21 protein-coding genes are annotated in these 23,965 nt (G+C 43.4%); 10 read left to right on the forward strand and 11 right to left on the reverse strand.

Features of this window, described 5'->3' with window-relative positions; all coding sequences use genetic code 11:
• Nucleotides 1-94 precede the first annotated feature (94 nt).
• The 4 genes from AC5JM2_RS27115 to AC5JM2_RS27130 form a co-directional block, all read right to left on the reverse strand.
• Nucleotides 95-1,459 (reverse strand): serine/threonine protein kinase, encoded by a 1,365-nt coding sequence (locus tag AC5JM2_RS27115; RefSeq protein ID WP_495837994.1) that lies wholly within the window; start codon nucleotides 1,457-1,459, stop codon nucleotides 95-97.
• Nucleotides 1,460-1,476: 17 nt separating this feature from the next.
• On the reverse strand, nucleotides 1,477-2,787 hold the full coding sequence (locus AC5JM2_RS27120; protein ID WP_495837917.1) for a serine/threonine protein kinase: 1,311 nt from the start codon (nucleotides 2,785-2,787) through the stop codon (nucleotides 1,477-1,479).
• 446 nt (nucleotides 2,788-3,233) lie between these two features.
• The gene (locus AC5JM2_RS27125) at nucleotides 3,234-4,130 is read right to left on the reverse strand and encodes a class I SAM-dependent methyltransferase (protein WP_495837918.1); all 897 of its coding nucleotides are present in this window, start codon (nucleotides 4,128-4,130) and stop codon (nucleotides 3,234-3,236) included.
• Between the two features lie 377 nt (nucleotides 4,131-4,507).
• The gene (locus tag AC5JM2_RS27130; protein ID WP_495837919.1) at nucleotides 4,508-4,663 is read right to left on the reverse strand and encodes a hypothetical protein; all 156 of its coding nucleotides are present in this window, start codon (nucleotides 4,661-4,663) and stop codon (nucleotides 4,508-4,510) included.
• A 183-nt stretch (nucleotides 4,664-4,846) separates the two neighbouring features.
• Between AC5JM2_RS27130 and AC5JM2_RS27135 the strand changes: the two genes are divergently transcribed.
• The 3 genes from AC5JM2_RS27135 to AC5JM2_RS27145 all read left to right on the forward strand — a co-directional run bounded on the left by AC5JM2_RS27135 (nucleotide 4,847) and on the right by AC5JM2_RS27145 (nucleotide 8,862).
• Nucleotides 4,847-5,128 carry a circadian clock KaiB family protein gene (locus tag AC5JM2_RS27135; RefSeq protein WP_495837920.1) on the forward strand — a complete coding sequence of 94 codons (282 nt, stop codon included), beginning with the start codon at nucleotides 4,847-4,849 and terminating at the stop codon, nucleotides 5,126-5,128.
• A 64-nt stretch (nucleotides 5,129-5,192) separates the two neighbouring features.
• Nucleotides 5,193-6,686: a circadian clock protein KaiC gene (gene kaiC, locus AC5JM2_RS27140; protein ID WP_495837921.1), complete on the forward strand. Its 1,494-nt coding sequence runs from the start codon at nucleotides 5,193-5,195 to the stop codon at nucleotides 6,684-6,686.
• 205 nt (nucleotides 6,687-6,891) lie between these two features.
• Entirely contained in the window at nucleotides 6,892-8,862 is a 1,971-nt protein-coding gene (locus tag AC5JM2_RS27145) for a hybrid sensor histidine kinase/response regulator (RefSeq protein ID WP_495837922.1), read from the forward strand.
• A gap of 669 nt (nucleotides 8,863-9,531) precedes the next feature.
• Here the strand turns inward: AC5JM2_RS27145 and AC5JM2_RS27150 are convergent.
• From AC5JM2_RS27150 to AC5JM2_RS27160, 3 genes are all read right to left on the reverse strand, one after another.
• Nucleotides 9,532-10,272 (reverse strand): SDR family NAD(P)-dependent oxidoreductase, encoded by a 741-nt coding sequence (locus tag AC5JM2_RS27150; RefSeq protein ID WP_495837923.1) that lies wholly within the window; start codon nucleotides 10,270-10,272, stop codon nucleotides 9,532-9,534.
• Nucleotides 10,273-10,580: 308 nt separating this feature from the next.
• Nucleotides 10,581-11,030 (reverse strand): lipocalin-like domain-containing protein, encoded by a 450-nt coding sequence (locus AC5JM2_RS27155; protein WP_495837924.1) that lies wholly within the window; start codon nucleotides 11,028-11,030, stop codon nucleotides 10,581-10,583.
• 124 nt (nucleotides 11,031-11,154) lie between these two features.
• Complete coding sequence (locus AC5JM2_RS27160) at nucleotides 11,155-11,985, reverse strand: oxidoreductase (protein ID WP_495837925.1); 831 nt, start codon at nucleotides 11,983-11,985, stop codon at nucleotides 11,155-11,157.
• 494 nt (nucleotides 11,986-12,479) lie between these two features.
• Here AC5JM2_RS27160 and AC5JM2_RS27165 point away from each other — a divergent pair, with 494 nt between their 5' ends.
• Nucleotides 12,480-13,421, forward strand: a complete 942-nt coding sequence (locus AC5JM2_RS27165) for an AraC family transcriptional regulator (RefSeq protein WP_495837926.1) — start codon at nucleotides 12,480-12,482, stop codon at nucleotides 13,419-13,421.
• Nucleotides 13,422-13,738: 317 nt separating this feature from the next.
• Here the strand turns inward: AC5JM2_RS27165 and AC5JM2_RS27170 are convergent, their stop codons facing one another.
• On the reverse strand, nucleotides 13,739-14,089 hold the full coding sequence (locus AC5JM2_RS27170) for a hypothetical protein (RefSeq protein ID WP_495837927.1): 351 nt from the start codon (nucleotides 14,087-14,089) through the stop codon (nucleotides 13,739-13,741).
• Between the two features lie 306 nt (nucleotides 14,090-14,395).
• Between AC5JM2_RS27170 and AC5JM2_RS27175 the strand changes: the two genes are divergently transcribed.
• Together AC5JM2_RS27175 and AC5JM2_RS27180 are read left to right on the forward strand one after the other, a co-directional pair.
• On the forward strand, nucleotides 14,396-15,334 hold the full coding sequence (locus tag AC5JM2_RS27175; protein WP_495837928.1) for a DMT family transporter: 939 nt from the start codon (nucleotides 14,396-14,398) through the stop codon (nucleotides 15,332-15,334).
• A gap of 10 nt (nucleotides 15,335-15,344) precedes the next feature.
• Nucleotides 15,345-15,857: a GNAT family N-acetyltransferase gene (locus tag AC5JM2_RS27180; RefSeq protein WP_495837929.1), complete on the forward strand. Its 513-nt coding sequence runs from the start codon at nucleotides 15,345-15,347 to the stop codon at nucleotides 15,855-15,857.
• 267 nt (nucleotides 15,858-16,124) lie between these two features.
• On the opposite strand, the gene AC5JM2_RS27185 is transcribed toward AC5JM2_RS27180, so the two are convergent.
• Nucleotides 16,125-17,015 (reverse strand): phytanoyl-CoA dioxygenase family protein, encoded by an 891-nt coding sequence (locus AC5JM2_RS27185; RefSeq protein ID WP_495837930.1) that lies wholly within the window; start codon nucleotides 17,013-17,015, stop codon nucleotides 16,125-16,127.
• A gap of 427 nt (nucleotides 17,016-17,442) precedes the next feature.
• On the opposite strand from AC5JM2_RS27185, the gene AC5JM2_RS27190 reads away from it, so the two are divergent.
• Together AC5JM2_RS27190 and AC5JM2_RS27195 are read left to right on the forward strand one after the other, a co-directional pair.
• A complete protein-coding gene (locus AC5JM2_RS27190; protein ID WP_495837931.1) occupies nucleotides 17,443-17,847 on the forward strand; it encodes a hypothetical protein in 405 nt (134 codons plus the stop codon).
• Nucleotides 17,848-17,941: 94 nt separating this feature from the next.
• Entirely contained in the window at nucleotides 17,942-18,715 is a 774-nt protein-coding gene (locus tag AC5JM2_RS27195; protein ID WP_495837932.1) for a hypothetical protein, read from the forward strand.
• 262 nt (nucleotides 18,716-18,977) lie between these two features.
• Here AC5JM2_RS27195 and bchM read toward each other — a convergent pair whose 3' ends face one another.
• Together bchM and nagA are read right to left on the reverse strand one after the other, a co-directional pair.
• A complete protein-coding gene (gene bchM / locus AC5JM2_RS27200; RefSeq protein ID WP_495837933.1) occupies nucleotides 18,978-19,664 on the reverse strand; it encodes a magnesium protoporphyrin IX methyltransferase in 687 nt (228 codons plus the stop codon).
• Nucleotides 19,665-19,757: 93 nt separating this feature from the next.
• A complete protein-coding gene (gene nagA, locus AC5JM2_RS27205) occupies nucleotides 19,758-21,044 on the reverse strand; it encodes an N-acetylglucosamine-6-phosphate deacetylase (protein ID WP_495837934.1) in 1,287 nt (428 codons plus the stop codon).
• A 328-nt stretch (nucleotides 21,045-21,372) separates the two neighbouring features.
• On the opposite strand from nagA, the gene purE reads away from it, so the two are divergent.
• Both purE and AC5JM2_RS27215 read left to right on the forward strand, forming a co-directional pair.
• A complete protein-coding gene (gene purE / locus AC5JM2_RS27210) occupies nucleotides 21,373-21,891 on the forward strand; it encodes a 5-(carboxyamino)imidazole ribonucleotide mutase (RefSeq protein WP_495837935.1) in 519 nt (172 codons plus the stop codon).
• Nucleotides 21,892-22,361: 470 nt separating this feature from the next.
• The gene (locus tag AC5JM2_RS27215) at nucleotides 22,362-23,750 is read left to right on the forward strand and encodes an ammonium transporter (RefSeq protein WP_495837995.1); all 1,389 of its coding nucleotides are present in this window, start codon (nucleotides 22,362-22,364) and stop codon (nucleotides 23,748-23,750) included.
• Nucleotides 23,751-23,965: the final 215 nt, after the last annotated feature.

Consider the following 23,965-nt stretch of genomic DNA (forward strand, 5'->3'; position numbering starts at 1 on the left):
AAAAGTCCCCTTTTTAAGGGGGTTGGGGGATCTCTTTTGTGTAAGTCTTACAGTTGTTAGTGTTGACTGTTCCCTGTTCCCTGTTCCCTATTCCCTAATTTAATTTCAACCAATCCTTAATCTCGTCAATTAACCAATGGCGTTCCACAGTTGCTAAAGGACTAGAGGTGAGCTTCTGTTTATTAGAATATTCAATTGTCACACCGCGAGGTGCAGAACCCTGTTGAACTATCTCTTCATACACTCTACAAATCAGTGGAGTTTTTCCTCGATACCGCCAATAACATAAACCAAATAACTTCCAGCGGATTTCAAAATGTTCACGGTAAAAGTACATATCTGTATGTCTAAAAGCAGGTAGAACTGTTGCTTGGAATAGGACAAACAGTAATACTAAAAGAGGCATAATATACAATATCGAATGGTAGACAAGTCCTGTTGAAAGTAAATTAAACCATTGTGGAATTTGCCAGACAAAAGGAATAATTAAGCCTATAAGATAGAATATTTTGAACGTTTTCCTTCCGCGTCTAGGAATTTTAATTTCTATTTTGTGAGCAGACTTTTTGATTTGAACCAGACTACCTGTGGGCTTACGGCTAGTGAGTGGTGGCGTGAGTGCGTGTCTATTCTTGAGCGTGTCTAGAGCTTGGCGTGCAGAACTCAGTCGCTCTGTAACATTTGGTTCTGTCAGTTTACCAATCCAATTCACAAAACCCAAATCGACACTTACTCTATCAGCAAATTGAATGCGGGAGTTCTGGTATGGTAAATCAGCAGGAGGCGTTCCGGTGAGGAGATGAATCAAGGTTGTACCAACAGCATACAAGTCAGAAGCGGGAACAGCACGACCTGCAAACTGTTCCATTGGCACATAGCCGTAGGTTCCTACAACTGTGAAGGTGGCACCTTCCAACACCGCTTGATCTTGCACTGCGCCAAAGTCAACCAGGTAAACGCGCTCATCCTCACCCCAAATTAAATTGCTGGGTTTGATATCTCTGTGCAACACAGGAGGGTTGAGTTCGTGTAGGTAAACAAGAATGCTCAAAATTTCTGTTGCGATCTTTTCCACCTGTGACTCAGAAAACCGATGCCCTTGATTCAGCAGTTGCTGGAATGATGCTCCGGGAACGTAACTGTGCACTAACCCAAACCAGGGAAATCTCGAATCAGGTTGCTTTTCCAAAACAAAGTCATCCCGATACTTGGGAATTCGGGGATGATTGAGATTTTTCAGCACCTGAGCTTCACGTTCAAACAGCTTATGTTCATCCCACTGCATCTGCGAACTCAGAGCGAGCAGTTTGACAACCACTTGTTCTTGAGGCTGTGTACACAAATCTACTGCTAACCAAGTTTGACGACTAGCATCTTGCCCTAATTTTTCTTTAAGTTGATAACGAGACTCTTGGGAAGTCGCTTCCCGAATGCAAAGAACTTGTCCACCTTCTGCCATAACCAAAAGCCCAAAATCTAAAGTCCCAACCAATCCTTGATTTCATCTACGAGCCAACGGCATACCTCATGATAAAGAGGTGGCTTCAATCTTCCAAATGAATACTCTTCGACACCAACAGCCAAAGTTACCTCAGGAATTTTCTTGTTACCATAGCCGCCAGAGTCACTTTTAAAAACATTATCAATCTCTAAGACATTTCCTCGCTGTCGTTTGATGCAAAAACCCAGTACTTTCACCTCAATTTCAAATTGCTGATGATCGAAGTTGATATTGGTTTCCACAAACACAGGTAATAGAAACCAAGCCCCCAATACAAGACTACCTGCCAACCAAAACAAATAAACCCAACCACTGATAATCATCGACAGCAAAAATAACCAAAGTCCCAACCCCGTCAGTACAAGCCAATTTGTTGGGGTAGATATTACCTTGTACCAAGGGACATGAAGTTGAATCTGCAAGCGCCTTGGTGATTTGTCCAGCCAAATGCAACTTTCAGGGAGTCGTTGACTAGCAATTTTGATCGCATTTTGATTAGCCCTAAGAGTGTCAAGTGCTTGTTGAGCGCTACTAAAGCGTCTTTCCAAATTAGGTTCAGTCAGTTGCTCTAACCAACGGACAAACCCAGGATTGAGCCTGACAAGGTGAGCAAACTGCAAGCGAGAATCTTTTTGAGGCAAATCTGCTGGAGAAATACCTGTCAGCAAATGAATCAATGTTGCTCCCAAAGCATAGAGATCAGATGCTGGGGTTGCTCTTCCGCCGAACTGTTCTAGTGGTGCATAGCCATAAGTTCCCACGACTGTAAAAGTAGCACCTTCTCTTGCAGCACGGTCTTGTACTGCACCAAAATCAACCAAATAAATACGAGAATCTTTACCCACTAGCACATTGCTAGGCTTAACGTCCCGATGCAGCACAGGAGGACTCAAACCATGCAAATAAATCAAAATTTTTAGGATCGCAGTAGCAATTTTGCGAACTTCTGGTTCTGCAAATACTTGACCTTTTGTGAGTAATTGCTTGAGTGATGTACCGGGAATATATTCTTGAACTAACCCAAAGTAGAGTAACTGGTCGTCAAAGCAAAAATAATTACGATAGTCAGGAATACGAGGATGGTTCAGCTGTTTCAATACCTGTGCTTCTCGCTCAAATAATTTCAAGCTTTCCCACTGCATCTGGTCGCTAAAGGTCAACAGTTTCACCACAATATCGTCTTGTGTTGACAAATCAAGTGCTAACCAAGTTTGACGACCTGCACCTTCACCCAGTTTTTCTTTCAGTTGATAGCGATTATGTATAACCTGTTGCGTTTGCAGCATCGTGTCGCTATTCCTCAACACTTCTGTTGTACTAAAATAACACTCTTAACCCTAAACACAACAAGGCAATCCCTGTTGAAGGGAAGTATTTCAATTTCTATAGTAATAAAATTAATATACAAAACGAAACAACCGTATTCCGGATGTCCTGAGCAAAGTTTTGGTAGACACACCTGATACAAGGCACTTGGGTCACTACCTAATTATACTAGAGAGCAATTTATCTTGCGTTTGGTTTTTTCAGACTTGTCTGTGGTGGACAAGTACAATTATTTCCAGGATTAGTAGGATTAGATGCTTGGGAACCGCTAATATTAATATCACGGAACTGTACTACGACAGAGTTAAAAAGGGGGTAAAATAGCCCACTGAATAATAAGATTCCCGACAACTCTTGCGAAGTCGGGAATTTGAGCAGGCACTTTCACACAAATCAAATAGGATTGCTATAGTTGGGTACTGTAAGCACTATAACCATAGGCTAGAGTTTCTTTCATCGCAGCCGACGGCTTAAGACTTCTGTTAATTGAATTAGCAAAGGGTATCTGGATTCCTTTGATGGTTTCTGGTAAAATCGCGTATTCTTGTGTTGGTTCCACAGTGTATTGTGGACACTTGCCTTTCATTCCAGAATTCGTTAACATTGCATCTATTTCTGCAGATGAATATTGCTTGAGATAAACTGAGTTTTGTTTTGGGTTAAGCCTTCTGACTAAATTATGAATTATATGAGAAGGACAAGACTTGTTGTGGAAAGAATGATTGAAGACAAAAGTTCCACCTGGCTTGAGTACACGAGATACTTCAACCAAGAGGTTTCTAATCTGTGCTTCTGGTATATGCATAAAAACACAGTTAGAAATTATCAAATCTACAGAATTATCTTCTAAAGGCAGTAATTCAGCAGAAGCACAAATAATGTAAAACTCTGCTCCTGGGAAAAAATCATATTCTTGCTTACACTTGAGTAAGCGTCGCAATAAAGACTCCGAGATATCAATGCCATAATATTTTTGACACCTCAAATTTTTGTCCTTTGAAAGAAACAAAGGAATTCGACCATAGCCACAGCCAATTTCCAGAATAGAATCAACAGACTTATTGATAGGAAACTTATTCCAAGTTCCTCCAGGTCTTCCGGTTAAAAGAGTGTAATCTTGTTTAAGTGGCGATGTTTCTTCTGCTTGTTCAATTTTTTGAGAACCGTAGTACGTCTTACCAATTTCGTCCCATCTTTGTTTTTGTTCCGTACTGTTTAACTGTTCATAATCGTTAGGAAAATAGATGCCATCCCGAAGTTGAAAGTCATTCAAACTGATTTTGGCGTTGAGTGATGTGCTCATGAGATTATTCCTGCTCAAGTCCTTAATATGTTTCTGGTTATACTCTGAAGTTCATCTAAACTTCAAGTCCTCTTACTTATCGTTTTTACTTTTATTTATACATAGAAAAAAATTTCTTCTATTCCAAAGTCTTACATAACCGAGGGGAGGGGAAAGGGTAAGGAGGCAGGGGGAAAGGGATATAAGCCTCGCGCTTGATGCCTGGGTGAGGCACTAGCTCCTATCTTAATTGTGGATCACGCGTTAAACAGAAGATTTTTAAGGGCACGTAGTGCCCTTAAAAATCAGCGCCCATGCTTGAAACCCCTATTTTTAATTTAGTGGTTTGCTTTCCCCTTGCCCCTTTCCCCTTTCCCCCTTTTCCCTCTTTTTCATGGTTAAACAGTTATGTTTTTTGCGGGTGCTTCACCGTAAAGATATTTATCGCTATTTTCCATAAGTTGCGAAATCACTTTCTTGGGGCGGTTTCTCCGGAACATCGCCAGGGTAAGCCAGAGGCGAGAGGCGATCGCCTCTCGCCCCTGATTTTTCATGTCAGTTTCTATGCAAATAGCCTGATCAGAAAATTCCTTGAAGGCTAATGCACAAATAACTCACTACCTCTAGACATTTAGAAATACCTCGTTAGTCTGAGCAAATCCAATATTATAAAAACTTATAATAACTTCGATAAAAAGTGAATACATAAAGATCGCAACTTATGACTCGACTGACAAATGAGTGAGAAATATCTGCTCAAACTGTATATTACAGGATACACGCCCAGGTCCCAACGAGCGATATCCAATTTGATTCAGTTGTGCGAGTCACATCTGCGGAATAAACATGAGATAGTAATTATAGATGTGCTGGAGCAACCCCAGGTTGCTGAAGCTGAGAAAATTTTAGTAACCCCAACTTTAATTAAGGAATTTCCCTTACCAAAAGTACGAATTATCGGTGATTTATCAAATACACACACAGTTTTGTTTGGGCTTAATATTCCCCATAAGCAGTAAAATACATTAAGAATACTAATTAGTTGTATTGATTTTTTTTATATAAAAGTTTAAATTTCACCAAATGAATCAAGAAAAAGAACAAGATTTGGTTGAGAAGCTTGTAACTGGAATTCCTGGCTTTGACATATTATCTGAGGGCGGATTACCCAAGTCACGAGTCACGTTAGTAGTTGGTACCGCAGGTAGTGGTAAGACTGTATTTGCATCTCAGTACCTTGCAGAGGGAATTAAACGGGGCGAAAATGGGGTGTTTGTGACTTTTGAAGAATCTCCCCAGCGTATACGAAAAAATATGCGAGGCTTTGGCTGGGATATCCGCAAATGGGAGGAGGAAGGGAAATGGGCGTTTGTTGATGCTTCTCGCCAACCTGGAGAAAAGCCTTTGGTGAGTGGAGAATACGACTTCGATTCTCTGATTGCTCGGATTCAGTATGCCATCAATCAGGTGGGTGCAGTGCGAGTCTCAATGGATTGCTTGGGAGCAATGTTTACTTATTTGCCTGATAAAGCTCAAGTCCGCAATGACTTATTCATGATTGGTTCAGTCTTGGAACAAATTGAAAGTACGGTAGTTGTAACATCTGAACGCAATCAAGAGTACGGTGATATTAGCACCTACGGTGTTGAGGAGTTTGTTGCTGATAATGTGATTATCCTGCGGAATGTGATATTCCAACAGAAGCGCCGACGAACTATAGAAATTCTTAAGTATAGAGGTAGTCCTCACAAGCAGGGAGAAATTCCTTTTTCAATTGTTCCTGACAAAGGAATTGTGATTCTTCCCCTGTTTAGAACGGAAACAGCAGAAGAAAGCACAACTGATATCCGTATAACTTCTGGCGTTACCGAACTGGATGCTATGTGTGACAGTGGTTTTTTTCAAAATTCTATTATTCTTGTGTCAGGAGCTACAGGTACAGGCAAAACTTTGGTATCAACTCAGTTTATTGCAGCGGGGGCTAATAATAACGAACGTTGCTTATTGTTTGCTTTTGAGGAAAACCGAGAACTGATTTTGAGAAATGCGCTGGGGTGGAGTGTTGACTTTCGACAGATGGAACGGGACGGGCAATTGAAATTTGTGTGTCGCAACCCAGAAGCACATCCACTAGAGTATCACTTGATCAAAATGCAAGAAATGATTGAGGAATTTCAACCTCATCGGGTAGCAATTGATAGTCTTTCAGCATTAGAGTGGGCTTCTAATACAGAAGGATTTCGGCAATTTCTTATTGGTCTTAATTCAATGATTAGAGAACGTAAAATGACGGCACTGTACACTTCCACAACTCCGATGAGTCTTGTTAGTAGTACCTCCACTTCCGAAAATCATATCTCTATTACTACTGATGTCATTATATTACTACGATATGTTGAAGTTTATGGGGAAATTCGCAGAGGAATAGCAGTGATAAAAATGCGCGGCTCACAGCACGATAAACAAATCCGAGAGTTTACAATTGACAATAGGGGTATGCACATTGGCAAACCATTTCGCAACATCACTGGCATTTTGATTGGTAATCCTATGTCTGGTTTTTACAAACCAAAATGATTAAAACAGTTATCAGTTATCAGTTATCAGTTATCACTGTTAAGCGTTAAGCGTTAAGCGTTAAGCGTTCACTGCTGAATACCTCTTTTTCTCCTCTTTCTACAGGAAGAGTAATAAACATAAGTCTTTGGGTGATATTGTGCAGCACCATTAGCGATTAATATTAAATTATATTAATCCTCAATTTACGAAAACTAGTTATAAAGTGGATAACAAATGTACCATATTATTTTTATTAAACTCGCCCCAATCTAGAGAAAATATCCTCGCTGTGATGAATGGGGCTGGTTTTGCAGTCGATGATAAGTGTATAGCAACAAAAGTTGATTACCTGACTTATCTCAATGGTGCTTGGGATGCGATCGTTGCCGAAGACAGTTTAAAAGATTTAGACGCCTTGGAAGCATTGCAAGAAATGCACGCGCAAAAGTTGAACATCCCTTTTGTGATTATTAATGGTACGGATAGCGCATTTATTGCCGTAAGATGTATTAAGGCAGGGGCAATAGATTACCTTTCCAAGGATGAACTGGCACGGCTTCCTGAAGTTATAAAACAGGCTCTTGCGGAAAAAACACAACCGTCCCAATTGTATAAGCAAGATTTAGAACAACAGCTACAACAACAGACACTAGAACTCGGTAAGCAAAAAGAGCACTCCCAACAAGTCGAAGCAACACTGCAAAAGGTTGAGCTACAGTTGCAAACGCTGATTACCAAAAATGCTGACGGTATAGTGGTTGTAGATCGAGGTGGTGTTGTGCGTTTTATTAACCCAGCAGCACTAAACCTTTTTGCCTGCAAGCAAGAAGAACTCTTAGGTGAGTTGTTTGGCTTTCCTGTTGTTGGTGGGGATAATACAGAGGTCGATATTTACCCATATACATGTAACACAGAACGCACCGCAGCAAAGGATAGTCTCGAAAAAATTGCCCAAATGCGCGTGGTAGAAATTGAGTGGCAAGGAGAAACTGCTTATCTTGTTTCTTTAAGAGATATCACAGAACGCAGGCGAGCTGAACAAGAGCGGAATAAACTTTTGGAAGAGGCTCAAGCAGCAAATCGCATAAAAGATGAGTTTCTTGCTGTCCTCTCGCATGAATTGCGAACACCTTTAAATCCAATACTCGGGTGGGTGAAACTTTTACGCAGTGGTAAGCTTGATGATAACAGGAAAAAGCAGGCACTGGAAACTATTGAGCGTAACACAAGCTTACAGGTGCAACTTATTAATGACTTGCTGAGTGTATCTAAAATTTTACGTGGTAAGCTAACTCTTAATCCAATTGCTGTTAACCTGCAAACTGTAATTACTAAAGCTATAGAAAGTGTAGATCTTGCGGCTCAAGCTAAGTCAATTGAGATATTGACTGTATTTGATGCTAATCTGGGACTAGTTTTTGGTGATTCCAAACGATTGCAGCAAGTTATCTGGAATCTTCTTTCTAACGCGGTGAAATTTACGCCATCAAATGGACAAGTGACAGTTCAGTTAGAAAAGGTTGGCTTATACGCTCAAGTTCAAGTTATTGATACAGGCAAAGGTATAAAACCAGAATTTTTACCTTATATATTTGATTACTTCCGTCAACAAGATAGTGGTTATACCAGAAAATTTGGAGGTTTGGGGTTAGGGCTTTCTCTTGTGCGCCACTTAGTTGAATTACACGGCGGAACTATTAAAGCTGAAAGTTTTGGTGAGGGAAAGGGAGCAACTTTTAGTGTTAGGCTTCCCTTGATGCTTGATCCTGCGATCACAACTGGTGGTGAGACTCGAAAAGATAATAACAGTCCAGATTTACATGGTGTGCGGGTACTGGTTGTGGATGATGAACCAGACAACCGCGATTTTTTGGCTTTTCTACTAGAAGCTTATGGGGCTTCTGTACGTGCAGCCGCCTCAGGATATGAAGCGCTTTCATCATTGGTTGAAGAACAGCCAGATTTGCTGGTGAGTGATATTAAAATGCCAGAAATGGATGGTTATATGCTGATTCGTCAAATCAGATCTTTGCCAGCTGAACGAGGAGGACAAATTCCGGCGATCGCCCTCACTGCTTACCCCGGGCAGACTCCTCAACAGCAAGCTAATGGTACTGGTTTTACGCTTCATTTTCCCAAGCCAATTGAACCAGTTCTCTTGGCGACAGCGATCGCAAATTTGGTTGAGAAATAAGAAGGTGAGAAGAGATTTTGGCGTAGGGAAACCCAACAAAGAATAGTTGAGTGCAAATGTACTATTTCTTTCGTTGAGTCCAACGCCAAGTGAACCAGCCAAAAAACAAAGTGGCTGCAACACTCCAAAACAAGCATGTCACTATGGGATGTAGTGGTTTGTTGAGAGATATTGTGATTGGTTTGTCGATGTGTTGAGTGACAACGCCAGAATCGTATAATTTTCTCTTTTGATGACATCAATCTGTTAAAGCGACAAACAATCTGTTAACCGACATCCGGTCAGCTCCACGTTGGGAACACCGGGAAGGTTTTTCGCCTCCTGACACCCCTGCACTATCGCTGCGAACTCGGCCCAAGTGAGAAAACTCCCAAAAAAAACTATCTCCTGTTGCTGGTTCAACAAGACCATACAGATAAAAATTTTTTCGTTGCCAACCAACAATACCTTCAGGTTTAACCCTGTATAGTGACTTTTTATTTGTTGCAGTGCCAAATTAATGTCATCAAGAGTGTAAAGCTTGAACTCAAAGAGCGTTAAGCGTAAGAACTAGCACAGAGAACTTACAACTCTTCCTTATTTCATCTATTTCACCAAATTCATCCTTGATTGCGCGAACGGTGAGTACCTTAATACCTTATTTTGGTTTTCTTTTTTGTTTAAGTCCCGCTAAGTCATATAACGACCAGCGTTGAGGTGAATCGTCTGCCCTGTGATGTATCCACACTCGATTAGCAGTCGTGCGACTTGTCCGACCTCATCCGGATAACCGAGGCGACCCATGGGTAAGCTCTCCAATGGAGGTAAGTCCATAGCCGCGACCATGTCGGTTTCAATCAACGCGGGTGCTATAGCGTTGGCCGTGATCCCGCTGTCCCGCAATGACGCCGCATAGTGGTGCATCATGCCGATCAGTGCCGCCTTGGAACTGGCGTAAGCAGTGGAGATCATCCCGCCGGTCATTGCAGCCAGTGAAGAAAGGTAGATCAACCGTCCGAACCCTTGCTTGCTCATCTCGGGTATTACTGCCTGAGTCAGTGCGAAGGCAGCTCTCACGTTGATGGAAAAGGTTTGGTCGAAATCTTCGAGACTGTTCTCGAATACTTCAGTCTTTCGCCCGACACCAGCATTGTTGACTAAGATGGTAATCGGTCCCAATGCCTCATACGCCTGTCGCACCAACGCTGTCACGCTCGCTGAATCGGAGATGTCGGCCTGCACGATTGTGGCCCGGACACCTGCCAAGCGAACAGCTTCTGCCGCTTGTTCGGCTGCATCGCGTCCTTCACGATAGTTGATCGTGACGTCACAACCTGCCGCAGCGATCGCAACGGCGATCGCTGCACCGATACCCCGGTTACCGCCCGTTACCAGAGCGTGTTGATGTCGACTGGCCTTTTGCTGCGTCATTGTGTCAATGCTTCCTCAAAATCATGGTATGGTTGTGTTCTTAGTTCAATGTGTTTATTAAGGCATCTAGACTGTCAAAATGTGCCCTAAGTGAACGAGAGGCGCTCCTCTCGCCACCATGATGACTCGATTACCATGCTGGCTGAAGAGTCGCGCGGTTGTGTTGCAAAAATTTTCATACCCGTTACCTATAGCGTGCTAACAGGTAATTTTTCTTGTCTAAGCTGCTACTTGTAGTGTGCTTCTGATTTTTTGCAACACAACCCGGACGGAAGCGTCCGGCTGCGGTTACGGTGGCCGCCCCATTCCTACCGCACCCGCTCGAACACGATGACGATCTTCGTCCCGTCAGGACGGGTGAAGTTCTCGGTCATCCGACCCCCCTCGACCACGATGCGCAGGTCCTTGCGGGTCCGCACGTCGCCGATCCAGTTCGGGAAGGTCGACCCCTCGACGCGATCGCCAGTGAACTCGCCATTCTCATCGACCGTGTACGTGCCGAACATGCCGATGTTCTTCGCCATCGCGATGCGGTTCTCTTCGTCCGTGCCTTGGCCGCGCACGTCGGACTTGAAACGGGGCACGTCGCCGTCGGTCAGGACCTCGACGTAATGCATGTCGGGCGCGAAGATCAGCAGCCCGCTCGGATGCTTGCCGTAGGCGGGCTCGTTGCCGCTTGGCTTCTCGATCTCTGCCGACACCATTCGCCAGGTGCCAACGACTTTGTTGCGGGGGGCTGCTTCGGCTGCACTGCTCATTAGTAACACTCCGATCAGGATGGGGACAAGGGCTCGACGGATCAGCAAGGGCGATCTCCTTCGTTTCAGGTCATGTACCAGCCGGCGTCGACGTGGAGTTTCCATTCAATTAATTTCCTCTATCTCATACCGCTTTATCTGCGTTAGTAGATGCGGAAAGCTCTTTCCCCGCCGTGAACTCCTGATGCAGCGTCTCCAGCTTCTTGCCCACGTATTCGTCGGCGATGGAGCCCAGCAGCGCATGACCGGGTGGGTTCGGGTCTGCCAGGATGGTGAGTATGGCTTTTGCCCCCTTTGTCAGGTCGCCGCTGAAAGGCATCGGTTGCTCGTTTCGCCCCTTTCGCAACGCATCGTAGTCGCGGATAGTGGCTGGAGCCTGCCGTTGTGACCGCCCGAACCAGTCGGTCTTGAATACGCCAGGCTCGACTGCGGTGACCAGGATGCCGAAGCTCTTGACCTCTTGACTCAAGACCTCCGTAACCGCTTCCATCGCAAATTTCGTGGCGTTATAAATGCCAACCATAGGAAACGTGACGAGACCGCCCATTGAAGTGATGTTCAGGATGCGACCCGCACGCCGCTTTCGCATATAGGGCAAAACCGCCTGGAGCATGGCGATACATCCAAACACATTGACCTCAAACTGCTGCCGGATCTCATCGAGCGGAGCTTCTTCGATGGTTGACCAAAGCCCGTAACCCGCGTTGTTGACCAGCACGTTGATCGCACCCACGTTAGCCTCGACCTCAGCGACGAGGTCTGCCATGCGTACGGTGTCCCGCACATCCAGAATGCGTCCGAACGCATGACCGGGTTTAGTCGCTTCAAACTTGGCAACGGCCTCCTCGCTGCGGACTGTACCGACAACTCGCCAACCTTGATGCAGCGCCTCTTCCGCCAGGGCTTTCCCTAGACCAGAACTTACGCCCGTGATCAGAATTGTGTTTTCTTTCATTCTGTCCTTCCCTTCTAAACTCGATTGCAAGCTAGTTAAGACTCCGGAAATTTTGTGTGAAGTGAGTTTTGGAACACGGCACAAAACTTAAATAGTACGCGCCGTATCTGTAACCAAGTCAGTCTGACGCGCAGCATATTTAAATGCACACTTGGTCAGTTCGGCGACCAGAAGCCAGAGTTTATCTCACCCGTTGCCAAACGATAACGATTGGTGGACTAGCCGGATCATTCAAGTGCTCAATCATTTTGTCTCCCTTAACAAAAGTGTGCATTTGCTTCCTCTTTACTGGACTCAACAAACTCGGTTTTCGTTCATGCGTCTCGTGCTTCTGCATCTTCAGGTGCGAAACCTCTGATCTTCATTCAAGGTAACGCGCAAGTCATTGCTCGTAGCAGCCCAATCCTTCCTATTTCCTGCCTAATCCTCTCGCTTGCGGAATTTTAAGCTATGCTTTAATTGTTGTCACTGTCTTGTTCATACAGAATGAAGAGATGCTCATAAGGCAGTCCGAAGCAGAAGCCGTTGGCGATATTGCACATATTGCCGCGCTACGCCAGAACCTCATTGCCAAAATTTCCCGCTGGACAGAATCTGAACCGGACAAACTGACCGCAGTTCCTGGACTAGTGCTGTACAAACGTCCGCAGCCGACTGTTGAGACCTGCGAATTTCACCTTCCGGGCCTCGCCCTGATTGTCCAGGGAAGCAAGAAAGTTCAACTTGGAGGAGAAAGCTACACATATGATGAGTCGCATTTCCTGCTCACAACCGTAGATCTCCCGACAATAAACCAGGTAGTGAAGGCCACCAGAAGCCGACCATATCTTTCAGCCGTATTGAGACTAAATCTCCAAGCGGCAAGACAGCTCATTCTTGATTACGACTTGGACACTATGAGATCGATGTCGGTCATGCGCGCTATCGGTACAGGACCTGCTACCGGGAAGGTGTTCGATGCCTTCATACGAATGCTTGATTTGTTGGACCAGCCACAAGATATTCCGATCCTCGCTCCCCTAATTGAGCGGGAGCTGTTGTATCGGCTGTTGACAAGCGAAGAGGGAAAACGCCTACGGGCAGTTGTCTCATCCGGATCCCAAAGCAGCCGTATAGCGAAAGCCGTCGCTTGGTTCAAGGAAAACTACCGGGAACCTTTAAGGGTTAAGGAACTCGCGCAAAGTGTTCACATGGGAGTTTCCACATTTCATCACCACTTTCGAGCGATGACAGCGCTAAGTCCGTTGCAGTATCAAAAGCAACTCCGTCTCCACGAAGCACGGCGTCTGATGCTGTTAGAGGAATTCGATGTTGCTTCTGCCGCCGCAAACGTGGGCTACGAGAGCTCAACACAGTTCAGCCGAGAGTACAGCCGACTATTCGGGCAGTCAGCCTCAAGCGATATCAAGCTTTTCAGGATTAGTCACAAGTTATAAAGTAAACGAATTTTGTCACTACGTCTTTAAGTAGAAATGTCGGTTAACAGATTGTTGAATAGCAAATTGTGTCCGAAGGACATATGCGTGCAATACATGGTTGTAGAGACGTTGCATGCAACGTCTCTACATTGATCGCGGTGGTGTATGTGATTTAAAAGATAACCGCTATAAACTTTCCAAACATTTTTCTATAGCAGTCCTATTTCATTTGTGAAAAAACAAAGTACATTCTTCTTCCCTGTTCCCTGTTAAGCGTTCCCTACCTCAACGAGTAATTTCACAACTCCTGCACGGATTGCTATAGAGCACAAAATTTACCACTTCTGACTCAGCAAGACTTCAAATTCTGTTTTTAAAGCCTTAATATCCGCGATTCTTGCTACTAACAAGTTATTACTACCTGCATCCACAAGACGTGAGTTCCAATAACAGATACTCTCTGAATTCTTCATCCAAAACGAAATCACTGTATCTACAACTTCATCTATATTCCAGCCCCACTTTGGTGGCAATGGTTCTACAGATTTGATGATCGCATCAAGCGTACACTTATGAGTTCCCACATATTCCACCGCTTGATGCTGTGGTTTGTGTAAATTGTGCTGTTGATGACTAAAAAAATCTAAAACTGGAGAAACGCCTACAATATCAAAAGTGTATTTCATTCTACTTCTCCAAATTATGACGTGAATTTTCTTCAAACCAGAGTTGCTAAAAAGTTTAATGTCTTAAAAATCTCTTGAGTCTCACCAGAAAAAACTTCCAATCCTCCTATCTTATAGGTAATAAAATCCCAAAAACTAGCACTCTAGTCTTGAGAGTGCTAGGCTTTCTCCCCAAAAAGAGTTAGCAGTAAAAAACGTTGAGTGCTAAAAGTTGTCCCAAGAAAATTAGCAGTGAAGTGCATTGAGTGCTAAAGTTTATAGAGGTCTTGATATGAAAATATTATAAAATTTATTTAAAAAAAACGGATGTTTGTTACTATTAATAATTATTTAATATTGTCTGTAACAAGTTTTCAGGGTGAAATAGCAGCTTTGTCTGCTGCCTGTTTGTGGGCGCTGGCATCAGTATTGTATGGGCGCTTGGGAGAACGTATCCCGCCATTGCAACTCAACTTGATCAAAGGGATAATTGCGATCGCCTTCCTATTGCTCACCATCGTTATCCGTGGCGAATTGTTTCCTAGTATTCCACCCCTGTCTGTGTATCTCATCCTCCTGAGTGGTTTTGTAGGCATTTGTTTAGGCGATACAGCTTTTTTGGCAGCTATAAATTTTATCGGCGCACGTCGTGTCTTACTGATTGGAACTCTTGCCCCACCGATAACGGCAATACTGGCGTTGATTTTTCTTCAAGAGCAGTTAAATGTGAGTGCTTGGTGCGGTATTTTGCTGACTGTTTTGGGTGTTGCTTGGGTTGTTACCGAAAGAGTCCCCAGTACAAGTGAGAATTCCTCAACGCACCTGTGGCAAGGAATATGTTTTGCTTTGTTGGCGGCGATCGCAAATGCGACAGGGGGTGTCCTTTCGCGTGCAGCTTTGGCAAACACGAGTATCAGCCCCTTGTGGGCAGCTTTGTTGCGATTGACAGCAGCCGTGTTGATGCTTTTGATTTGGATACTTTGCCGCAAGCAACAAGTCAGCAGCGTTCAGTTAAAAATATTACAAGAACCTCGATTTATTCTCGTGGCTATCTTAGCTTCCTTTTGTGGCACTTACTTAGGAATTTGGTTGCAACAGACAGCAATTAAACTTATACCTGCGGGAATTTCCTTCACTTTGTTGCAGACGAGTCCATTATTTGTCATCCCCATTGCGATCGCGATGAAAGAGAAAGTCAGCGTCAGGGCGATCGCTGGTGTTATAGTTGCGATCGCAGGGATTGGATTGTTGTTTTACCTGAAGTAATGTTTTAGTTATGCTAAATTGTGCGCCAGAAACACACAACCAAAGAGCAAAGATTAGTCAAGTGATCACGGATGCTTTCGGTAGAACACAAGAAGCATCACTTGTAGATAAAATCCGCAACTCTGCGAATTTCATACCTGAATTATCCCTTGTCGCGCTAGAAAATGGGGATGTACTGGGACACATTCTTTTTAGCCGCATTTTCATTAAAGCATCAGAGCAAATTCCAGCGCTAGCACTAGCACCCTTAGCCGTAACACCACAACGCCAGCGCCAAGGTATCGGTAGCCAGTTGGTGCAAGTAGGTTTATCGAAATGTCGTGAGTCAGATTATTCTGTTGTTGTCGTTGTTGGCGAACCGCACTATTACAGACGTTTTGGTTTTCAAAAGGCGAGTCAATTTGGCTTGCACTCATCGTTACCAATTCCTGATGAGGCATTTATGGTGTTAGAACTCAAGCCGAATGCTTTGATGAATATTAATGGGAACGTGTCCTATCCAGCTTACTTTAATGAGGTTTGAAAAATAAAAATCTGGTTTTATTTGGTGAAATTACTTGTGTAGAGAGCGATCGCTTAACGCTTAACAGGAAAAAAGGCTCTTTGAGGTGTACGAAGCTTCGCAAAAATCAAATAGTAGTCCTATATAATTTTCCAAGTTGTCAGACTTCCGACTCTTGTCAGTTTCCTATATAGCAGTCCTAAATGAGATTGTAAATTGTCCCATGAGGACGCTTAACAAGGAACAGGAATTGTTTATAAATGATTTAGGATTGCTATATCACTGTTACTAAGATTCTTCTCGCCAAAAAACACAGCGCTTTTGGTGTTCGGAAAACATCGGAGAGAGTGAATGCAAATCTTCCATAGGTAGTGAAGATTTACAATAGAAAGGAAATTTTGGTTGTCTGGAAGTGTAATCAAAAAATATTGCCAATCTATCGTCAGCTACAGGTACTTTTCCCCGATGAAAGACGCTAGCTGTGCCTGCAATAACTACCGTACCAGCTAAGCCTGTACAAGATTTGCAATTTGATGGAGATACAAATCGTTGTATAGATTCATCTTTAATGTAGCCAGACTTATATCCTAATGAATGAGCAACTTTTGAAGTGATATCTTTTGGAATATATTGAAATGGACCTGCATCATCATTTATGTCATTTAGATATATAATGACTTTGAATAATTTTCGGTCTTCCGTGTCCATGTGCCATAACCTTGATTTCCTCTGTACTTTATTGACAAGGTCTCTACGAAAATAAGCACCATGATAAGCTACAGGTAGACCAAAATAATTCTCAGCAATATTGAGTAAACGTTGTTCTAATCCCCAAAGAAAAATTTCTGGATATTCCATTATTTGCTGGGAAGTTGCATGAATAACAAATTCATTTTCATCACCACAAAGGACTCTTGGGATTTTTGGCATTAAGTTTTTTGCGGCTTGCAGCGTTTCTGGAGTAGAAGGAATCGAAAGTTCTTCTAACGAAGTGATAAAAACTCCCTCAGTATTAAGAGTCTCTACTATAGCCCTGTCAGTGCTCGAAAGGATCGGCAGATGACTCATGTGTTTTGCTAATGCTGCTTGATAAGCAAACTCAGCAGGAGTTTTTATCAGTGAGATTTCGTAAATATTCTTTAAGAATTGGTTACGTACCTGTGTTGCAAGTGTCTTCATATTGTCATCTCTTTGACAAAGATAGATCTGAGTATTATAAGTAAACCTACTGTTGATGTCTATTTTTTTGTTTTTGTAGTAACATTCTTTAGATGAACTTCACATAAAATCGGTGACAAGATGACTGTGCTTTACTTTTTCTGAATATTCATCCAAAAAAACCAACTTTCTGGGTGATTTTTTGTGAAAAAGCTTAAATTCAATTTCAGAAATTGACTTGATGATAGACATAGATAAGTCATTCGCAATGGGTATAAGTCCCAGGATTACTTAGTTGTATATAGCAAATATCAAGCAAATAATATTATGTTCTTAAAAGTCTCAATTATTACTAATATTTTTGCCACAAATAGTTAGATCATGAGACCAGCAACAGCTTATACTATCGCTTTGGAATAGCAGACATGAGTATAGAGGAGGTTCGGTGATGGTGCGGCGAATGATCGCGATTATTCTGGTGTGGCTATTAACTGCGTGTACCACGAGTGTTCTCGCACCAACTACCCAGTTAGTGGAAAAAGCAATTGCATTTGAATTACAGCAAACCCAACAGCAACTCAACCAACAATTAGGTTTAGATTTTCAGGGATTTGAAATCAATCGGCTATCAATTACTCAGCGAAAAGCTTTAACAGTTGATAATTTACCCACATACCGCGTTAAGGGAAACTACAACCTTACGTTCAAACTTCCAAAACGAAAATTGACACAACCTCAAAAACCTTTTGAGGTTTACCTGCAACTCCAGAAAGAAGGTAAAACTTGGCGCTTACTGGTTCCTGAAGATCATGGCAAGGATTCTAAACAAGTTTGGCGCAGTTATTCTATCTAATCTGTGTGTAACTCTAAAAACCATCACAAGCATTTGTGCGTGTCTGTTAACCCTTCGCCAAGATTGAGATCATATCTTTTGAACACAAGACAGTATGTATTCTAACTTCTTTATAGGTTCCAGTTTTGGAATTATGGTTCTAGTGCTGCTGGGTTTTAGTGTATTGCAATGGTTCCATATTCCTACTGGCAACTTTCTTGACTGGGTGATTGGAGGAGCAAATTTTTGGTGGTTGTTGGTGATTGTGACTGTACCGTGGAATGTTCATTTTCAGGCAAAAGAAGTCTTGGCAGAAGGGGCACAATCAACTGAAAAAGGAATTCCAGTGGATGAGAAACAACTGGAGTACGTTAAAGTTTTGGCACAGCGATCGCTTATCGTTGCTCTTGCCTTACACTTATTTTCAGCTATTGCTCTTTACCTTCTCGCCGCCACTGGTATTAGTGCAGTCGGCTATATTAGTTCTGGTGCTGCTTTGTTATTAACTGGATTACGTCCAGCCATCAGTGCTTATGAGTACTTGTATGCAAGATTGGTTATGATTCGCCAAGAATGGAAGTATCCACGTGAAGATGTTGTTGAACTTCGCTCCCGTTTCAACACTCTAGAAGAAACCGTCAAGCGTTTAGAAGAACAACTTAATCCAGAACAGCCCTACTCCTTAGCCGCAAATCAGCAAACTTATATAGAAGACACGCGTAAAGAATTAGCCAAAATTGCCGCTGGTGTAGAAGAATTACGTGCCACAAATAAAACAGAACATGAACGTCTGGCAAAAGAAGCACGGGGGGCGATCGCTCAACTTTCTACAGATGGGCAATTTTTGGATCATGTGCGCGAAATTATTCGTTTTTTCAAAACAGCGTGATACGCGCGTTGCATTCATACAGAGAATTTTTCTTCTCTCTTTCTCTGCGCTCTGGTGCGCCCACCGCGAACTTTGCGGGAGGAACATCCACACCGCAAATTCGCTCTGGTGCAGTTTTTTTTTCTTTGTTCGCGTAAGCGTGTCCCCTTGAAACATACGCAACTTAGTATGAATAACCTACACCGACTCTCCCAGTACGATGTAGGCTTCTGGCTTCAAAATCGCAGCAAAAAATAAAGCTTATCTTGCTGCGATTTTGAGATCACTGACGTGTCGCTTCCAGTAGACGAGAGAAATAAAAGCGAGTTCGAGTCATAGATTGACGTTGAACAGAAAAACCATTCTTTGCCAAAATTTTCACCACATCAGCTTCACGATGCAGATAAGCGCGAGTCGCTTTACTAGCACCTGGAAAGAAACTGCCTATCTTCTTTAATAAACTGAGGGCGAAAGTTTTCGGTGCAAAACTGAGAATAATCCGTGACTGCGCTGAAGAACAGAGGTGAGAAATCATCTCATCTGCCTTTTGCTGAGGGTAGTGAATCAGAACATCCAAGCAAATCACCGTATGGTAGCTACCACTAATCGTTTCTAAATCCTGTACAGCAAATGTTGGATTTTCTGCATTTGCGAGAATTTCTAAAGCTTTTTCCTTAGCTTCTCCTACCATTTTTTCTGAAATATCGCTGGCATAGACTTTTGCTCCAGCTTCCGCAAGTGGTATGCTGAGACTACCTGTGCCACATCCAGCATCGCAGATAGATAGCCCTGGTAAATTGTTATCAGCTTTAAGCCAACTGAGTACTGTCTCTACAGTTTGCTGGTGCCCAGTACGGATATCCAGCTGGACTTTGTTGACTTCGCCATCACCGTAGATACGTCTCCAACGGTCGAAGCCTGTAGAATTGAAATATTCTTTAACAATCGTCTTATCATCTGTTACGTTCATAAAACTCAATATCTATCCATTCCAAAGCTAAAAAGTACCATGTAAGGAACCACCAGAAATATTTTTGCGCCTGGTGTACCTTGGGGCAAAATCTTAAGAGAACAACCTCTGCCATGAAAGTTCTTGTGTAGATTCGTCCAAATGCCAACGCAATAATTGACTAGCACAAGCGCCAGAGAGAATTGCAGACAAGCCGATACCTTCGGTAAGCTCCGCTAACGCACTTCGTGGTGCAATTGTTGAGAGTGCGATCGCCCTGTCTACATCACATATTCCCCACTTCACCAAATTTTGCGCACCTACCAATAAAGGTAAAGTCGTTCCTGATAAAGTTCCATCTGCAAGTCTTGCAGTTTTGTTCTTCACTGAAATCTGGCGATTATCCCAAGGATACACCCCATCGGGCAATCCTAGAGGGGCAAGGGCATCACTCACAAGGAAAAGTTTTTGTTTGCCTATCTCCCCTTCTTTCTGCTGAGAAACAGGAGTGCTGGCGCGTAGTAGAATTTGCAGCATTGTTGGTGAGACGTGTTCACCATCCGCAATAAAACCACACATAACATGAGGATGGACAATTGCCGCCCCTAACAATCCGCTTTCGCGGTGGTGTAATGGTGGCATAGCATTAAAAGCATGAGTCACCATTGTTGCACCTAGTTCAAAAGCACGTTGCGCTTCTGCTGCTGTCGCTTGGGAATGTCCTAAACTCACAGTGATACCCAAAGAACGTAAATATGGAATCACCTCACCCGTTGGATCTAACTCTGGCGCTAGCGTCATGACTTTCACAAGATGAGCGTAATTTCCCAAAACCCTCTTTACTTCCTCAAGATTAAGTGGTTTTAGGTATTCTGGGGAGTGTGCACCACGCTTTTGAAAATTTAAAAATGGTCCTTCTAGATGCACTCCCAAAATTTTCGCATAACTTGTTTGCGCACCTTCCCTTCCTCCCCGAACTTCAGGCGGGATAGAGGGGGGGTTGAAGTTCATACAATCAGCAATCACAGAAAGCGCACGCTGAATATTGTCTACCGAAGTTGTCACCAGGGTAGGTAAAAAAGCATCTACCCCCTCATACCATAAATAACGACAAATATCTAGCAATTTGTGAGAGTTTTCTGTTGATAAATCAGGAAACGCCAATCCCAACGCGCCGTTAATCTGTAAATCTACACCACCCAGTGAAATCCAGTCGCCACCAATATCCAACACCCGTAAGTCAACTGGCGGAACACGTTTAAGGACTTTAGACATTGGCAGGATTTGTTCAACTATACCCTGCGGGTTAACTGAGAGAATCTGCAAATCTGTGTAACCAGGTATTCTAGCATTGATAATATCTACAGGAGTACCTGGCAAGCTGTGTGTTGCTTCGATCATTACATCAGCACAAAGATAATGAAATCTGACCTGATTTTAGAGGTAAGAGGCGACGATGAATCAAAAATCATAACAATTAGGGGTGTAAGAGTGTAGGGGTGTAAGGGTATAAGGGTGTGTTAGCGCAGCGAGCCGTAGGCTGGGTGTAGGGAATAAAAATATAAATGCATTTCCCCTACACCCGTGATCCCCTACTCCCATATCCCCCTAGTTCTGGTCAGCAGATACACACAGAGTGAGATGATTGTTAATCGGAAAGTCAAATTCCAATTTTGAATTTTGAATTTTGTTCGCGTAGCGTGTCCGAAGGACATATTTTGAATTGCTTATGGCTCCTCTTGTCGGCATCATTATGGGTAGCGATTCGGATTTACCAACCATGCAAGGTGCGATCGCAGTTTGTGAAGAGTTTGGCGTTGATACCGAGGTAGCAATTATCAGTGCTCATCGCACTCCGGAACGGATGGTGGAATATGCCAAATCTGCTCACCAAAGAGGTATTAAGGTGATTATCGCTGGGGCGGGTGGAGCAGCTCATCTTCCGGGAATGGTAGCATCTTTAACTCCTCTGCCTGTTATTGGTGTTCCTGTTTCTAGCCGTCACTTGCAAGGAGTTGATTCATTGTATTCTATAGTACAAATGCCAGCAGGTATACCAGTAGCAACTGTTGCTATTGGCAATGCTAAAAATGCTGGACTTTTGGCGGTACAAATTATTGCAACTCATCAAAGCGAATTACTAGAAAAGGTGCTGCAGTATCGTCAAACCTTGTCTGAATCAGTGATCGCAAAGCAAGCAAAACTAGAAGAACTTGGTTACGAGCAATATTTAAAACAAATGCCATGATGAGAGTCAACAATTAGGGGTGTAAGGGTGTAAGGGTGTGATTGGTGGGGGCAATAGGGCGGTCATTTGCGTTTCGGTAGAGTTGTTGAAGGCATTTTTACAAATCTTTATATAACTGGATTTATTTCCGCCTGTCTACTAAAAAAATAAAAAAATAGATGATATAGGACTCTTCCAAAGATTTTTGCGAAGCTTGCTACACCTTTATTCCTTCTTCCCTGTCCCCTGTTCCCTGTTAAGCGTTCCCTGTTAAGCGTGATTCACAAAAATCAAGTCGGATTGCTATATATCTACACAATTATCAAAAATGGACAACAAAATCTCAATGAAATTTATATTATAATTTTGCCTTACTAAAATTTTAGTAACTTTCCACACTGAATATGAGCATCAAAAATTGCTCAAATCAACTTACTATAGACAAAATTATTGGTGCCGAGGGACAAAAACAAGTGTTAAAGAAACTTGTGATGATTGGGGCTATGACCCTGCTGCTTCTTGGTGTACCTGTGATGGGCAATGCCTTCGCTGCACCCGTTGATGTCAACGCAGCGATAACTAATGCTCAAACAGCAGCCGATACAGCGTTTATGCTGATTTGCGCGGCATTAGTGCTGCTGATGACTCCCGGACTGGCGTTTTTCTACGGTGGATTTGTGCGATCGCGCAACATCCTCAATACTCTGATGATGAGCTTTGTGCTCATGGCAATTGTGGGAGTAACTTGGATTCTGTGGGGGTATAGTCTCGCCTTTGCTCCAGGTAACCCCATTATTGGTGGACTGGAATGGTTAGGTTTGAATAATGTCGGATATGAGGTAACTGATTATCTCAAGGGGTCAAATCCTGCTGATGTAGTTTCCTACGCTCCGACTATTCCCCACCAGGCATTCATGATTTACCAAGCCATGTTTGCCATTATCACCCCAGCACTGATTAGTGGTGCGATCGCAGAGCGGATGAGCTTTACTGCTTACTCTTTGTTTGTGCTCTTGTGGTCAACTTTTATTTACGCTCCCCTCGCGCACATGGTATGGGCGAAAGGTGGATTGTTGGGATTATACGGTGGCTTGGGTGCTCTCGACTTTGCTGGTGGTACAGTCGTCCACATCAGTTCTGGTGTTTCTGCTCTTGTAGCGGCGATCGTCCTCAAACCTCGCAAAACCTATCCTGAGCGTCTCAGCCCTCCTCACAACGTTCCTTTCATTTTGCTGGGAGCAGGCTTGCTGTGGTTTGGCTGGTTCGGCTTCAACGCTGGCAGTGCTTTGGCTTCTGGTGCGTTGGCAACAGCCGCTTTTGTTGCCACCAACACAGGTGCAGCAGCGGCGGCTTTAACCTGGCTGATCCTAGAAAAGGTATTGCGCGGCAAACCAACAGCAGTTGGGGCCGCGACAGGAGCAGTTGCAGGCTTAGTGGGCATCACCCCAGCCGCAGGATTCGTCACACCGCTGGCAGCAATTTTAATCGGTAGCATTACCAGTGTTGTTTGCTTCTATGCAGTTAACCTCAAACACAAGTTACTAGTTGATGATGCCTTGGATACATTTCCCGTGCATGGCATAGGCGGTACAGTAGGAGCGATTCTCACAGGCATCTTTGCAACCACGACAGTTAACTCAGCAGGGAAAAATGGCTTGTTGTATGGTAATCCATCTCAAGTGATTACACAAATAGCAGCAATTGCCATTGCGTATGTCGTTGCTGCTGTTGGTACTTGGATCATTCTGAAAATCCTAGCTGTCACAGTTGGTTTGCGGGTGAGGGAAGAAGCTGAACTGCAAGGCATGGATATCAATGAACATGGCGAAGAAGGTTACAATGAGGAGTTTGGAGAGCGCATCAATTTCAGCAACAAGTAGTGGAGATTTTTTTCTCTACTAATCAATGTTGTTTTTATATTGGCGTTAAGCGTAGCTCTGCCGTAGGCAATCGCTTTACGCTCCTGCACTCCTGACTCTGTGCAGAGTCCCCCAGCTTGACTCGGTTGACACTCTTCAAGGCGATCGCTTTACGTTATCGCCCTGCTTTTTTCTTTCGTCTGCTGTTCTACTTTAAAACTATATAGTCAAATAAA

This window comes from Brasilonema angustatum, assembly GCF_059505445.1.

What these genes read in the sequence shown, in the direction of transcription:
- bchM (WP_495837933.1), bottom strand. Translation starts at nt 19,664, where the DNA reads ATGAACGTAACAGATGATAAGACGATTGTTAAAGAATATTTCAATTCT.
- AC5JM2_RS27130 (WP_495837919.1), bottom strand. Translation starts at nt 4,663, where the DNA reads ATGAAAAATCAGGGGCGAGAGGCGATCGCCTCTCGCCTCTGGCTTACC.
- kaiC (WP_495837921.1), top strand. Translation starts at nt 5,193, where the DNA reads ATGAATCAAGAAAAAGAACAAGATTTGGTTGAGAAGCTTGTAACTGGA.
- AC5JM2_RS27175 (WP_495837928.1), top strand. Translation starts at nt 14,396, where the DNA reads ATGTTTGTTACTATTAATAATTATTTAATATTGTCTGTAACAAGTTTT.
- AC5JM2_RS27170 (WP_495837927.1), bottom strand. Translation starts at nt 14,089, where the DNA reads ATGAAATACACTTTTGATATTGTAGGCGTTTCTCCAGTTTTAGATTTT.
- AC5JM2_RS27195 (WP_495837932.1), top strand. Translation starts at nt 17,942, where the DNA reads ATGTATTCTAACTTCTTTATAGGTTCCAGTTTTGGAATTATGGTTCTA.
- AC5JM2_RS27165 (WP_495837926.1), top strand. Translation starts at nt 12,480, where the DNA reads ATGCTCATAAGGCAGTCCGAAGCAGAAGCCGTTGGCGATATTGCACAT.
- AC5JM2_RS27215 (WP_495837995.1), top strand. Translation starts at nt 22,362, where the DNA reads ATGATTGGGGCTATGACCCTGCTGCTTCTTGGTGTACCTGTGATGGGC.
- AC5JM2_RS27150 (WP_495837923.1), bottom strand. Translation starts at nt 10,272, where the DNA reads ATGACGCAGCAAAAGGCCAGTCGACATCAACACGCTCTGGTAACGGGC.
- AC5JM2_RS27160 (WP_495837925.1), bottom strand. Translation starts at nt 11,985, where the DNA reads ATGAAAGAAAACACAATTCTGATCACGGGCGTAAGTTCTGGTCTAGGG.
- AC5JM2_RS27115 (WP_495837994.1), bottom strand. Translation starts at nt 1,459, where the DNA reads ATGGCAGAAGGTGGACAAGTTCTTTGCATTCGGGAAGCGACTTCCCAA.
- AC5JM2_RS27180 (WP_495837929.1), top strand. Translation starts at nt 15,345, where the DNA reads ATGCTAAATTGTGCGCCAGAAACACACAACCAAAGAGCAAAGATTAGT.
- AC5JM2_RS27155 (WP_495837924.1), bottom strand. Translation starts at nt 11,030, where the DNA reads ATGAGCAGTGCAGCCGAAGCAGCCCCCCGCAACAAAGTCGTTGGCACC.
- nagA (WP_495837934.1), bottom strand. Translation starts at nt 21,044, where the DNA reads ATGATCGAAGCAACACACAGCTTGCCAGGTACTCCTGTAGATATTATC.
- AC5JM2_RS27185 (WP_495837930.1), bottom strand. Translation starts at nt 17,015, where the DNA reads ATGAAGACACTTGCAACACAGGTACGTAACCAATTCTTAAAGAATATT.
- AC5JM2_RS27125 (WP_495837918.1), bottom strand. Translation starts at nt 4,130, where the DNA reads ATGAGCACATCACTCAACGCCAAAATCAGTTTGAATGACTTTCAACTT.
- AC5JM2_RS27190 (WP_495837931.1), top strand. Translation starts at nt 17,443, where the DNA reads ATGGTGCGGCGAATGATCGCGATTATTCTGGTGTGGCTATTAACTGCG.
- AC5JM2_RS27135 (WP_495837920.1), top strand. Translation starts at nt 4,847, where the DNA reads ATGAGTGAGAAATATCTGCTCAAACTGTATATTACAGGATACACGCCC.
- purE (WP_495837935.1), top strand. Translation starts at nt 21,373, where the DNA reads ATGGCTCCTCTTGTCGGCATCATTATGGGTAGCGATTCGGATTTACCA.
- AC5JM2_RS27120 (WP_495837917.1), bottom strand. Translation starts at nt 2,787, where the DNA reads ATGCTGCAAACGCAACAGGTTATACATAATCGCTATCAACTGAAAGAA.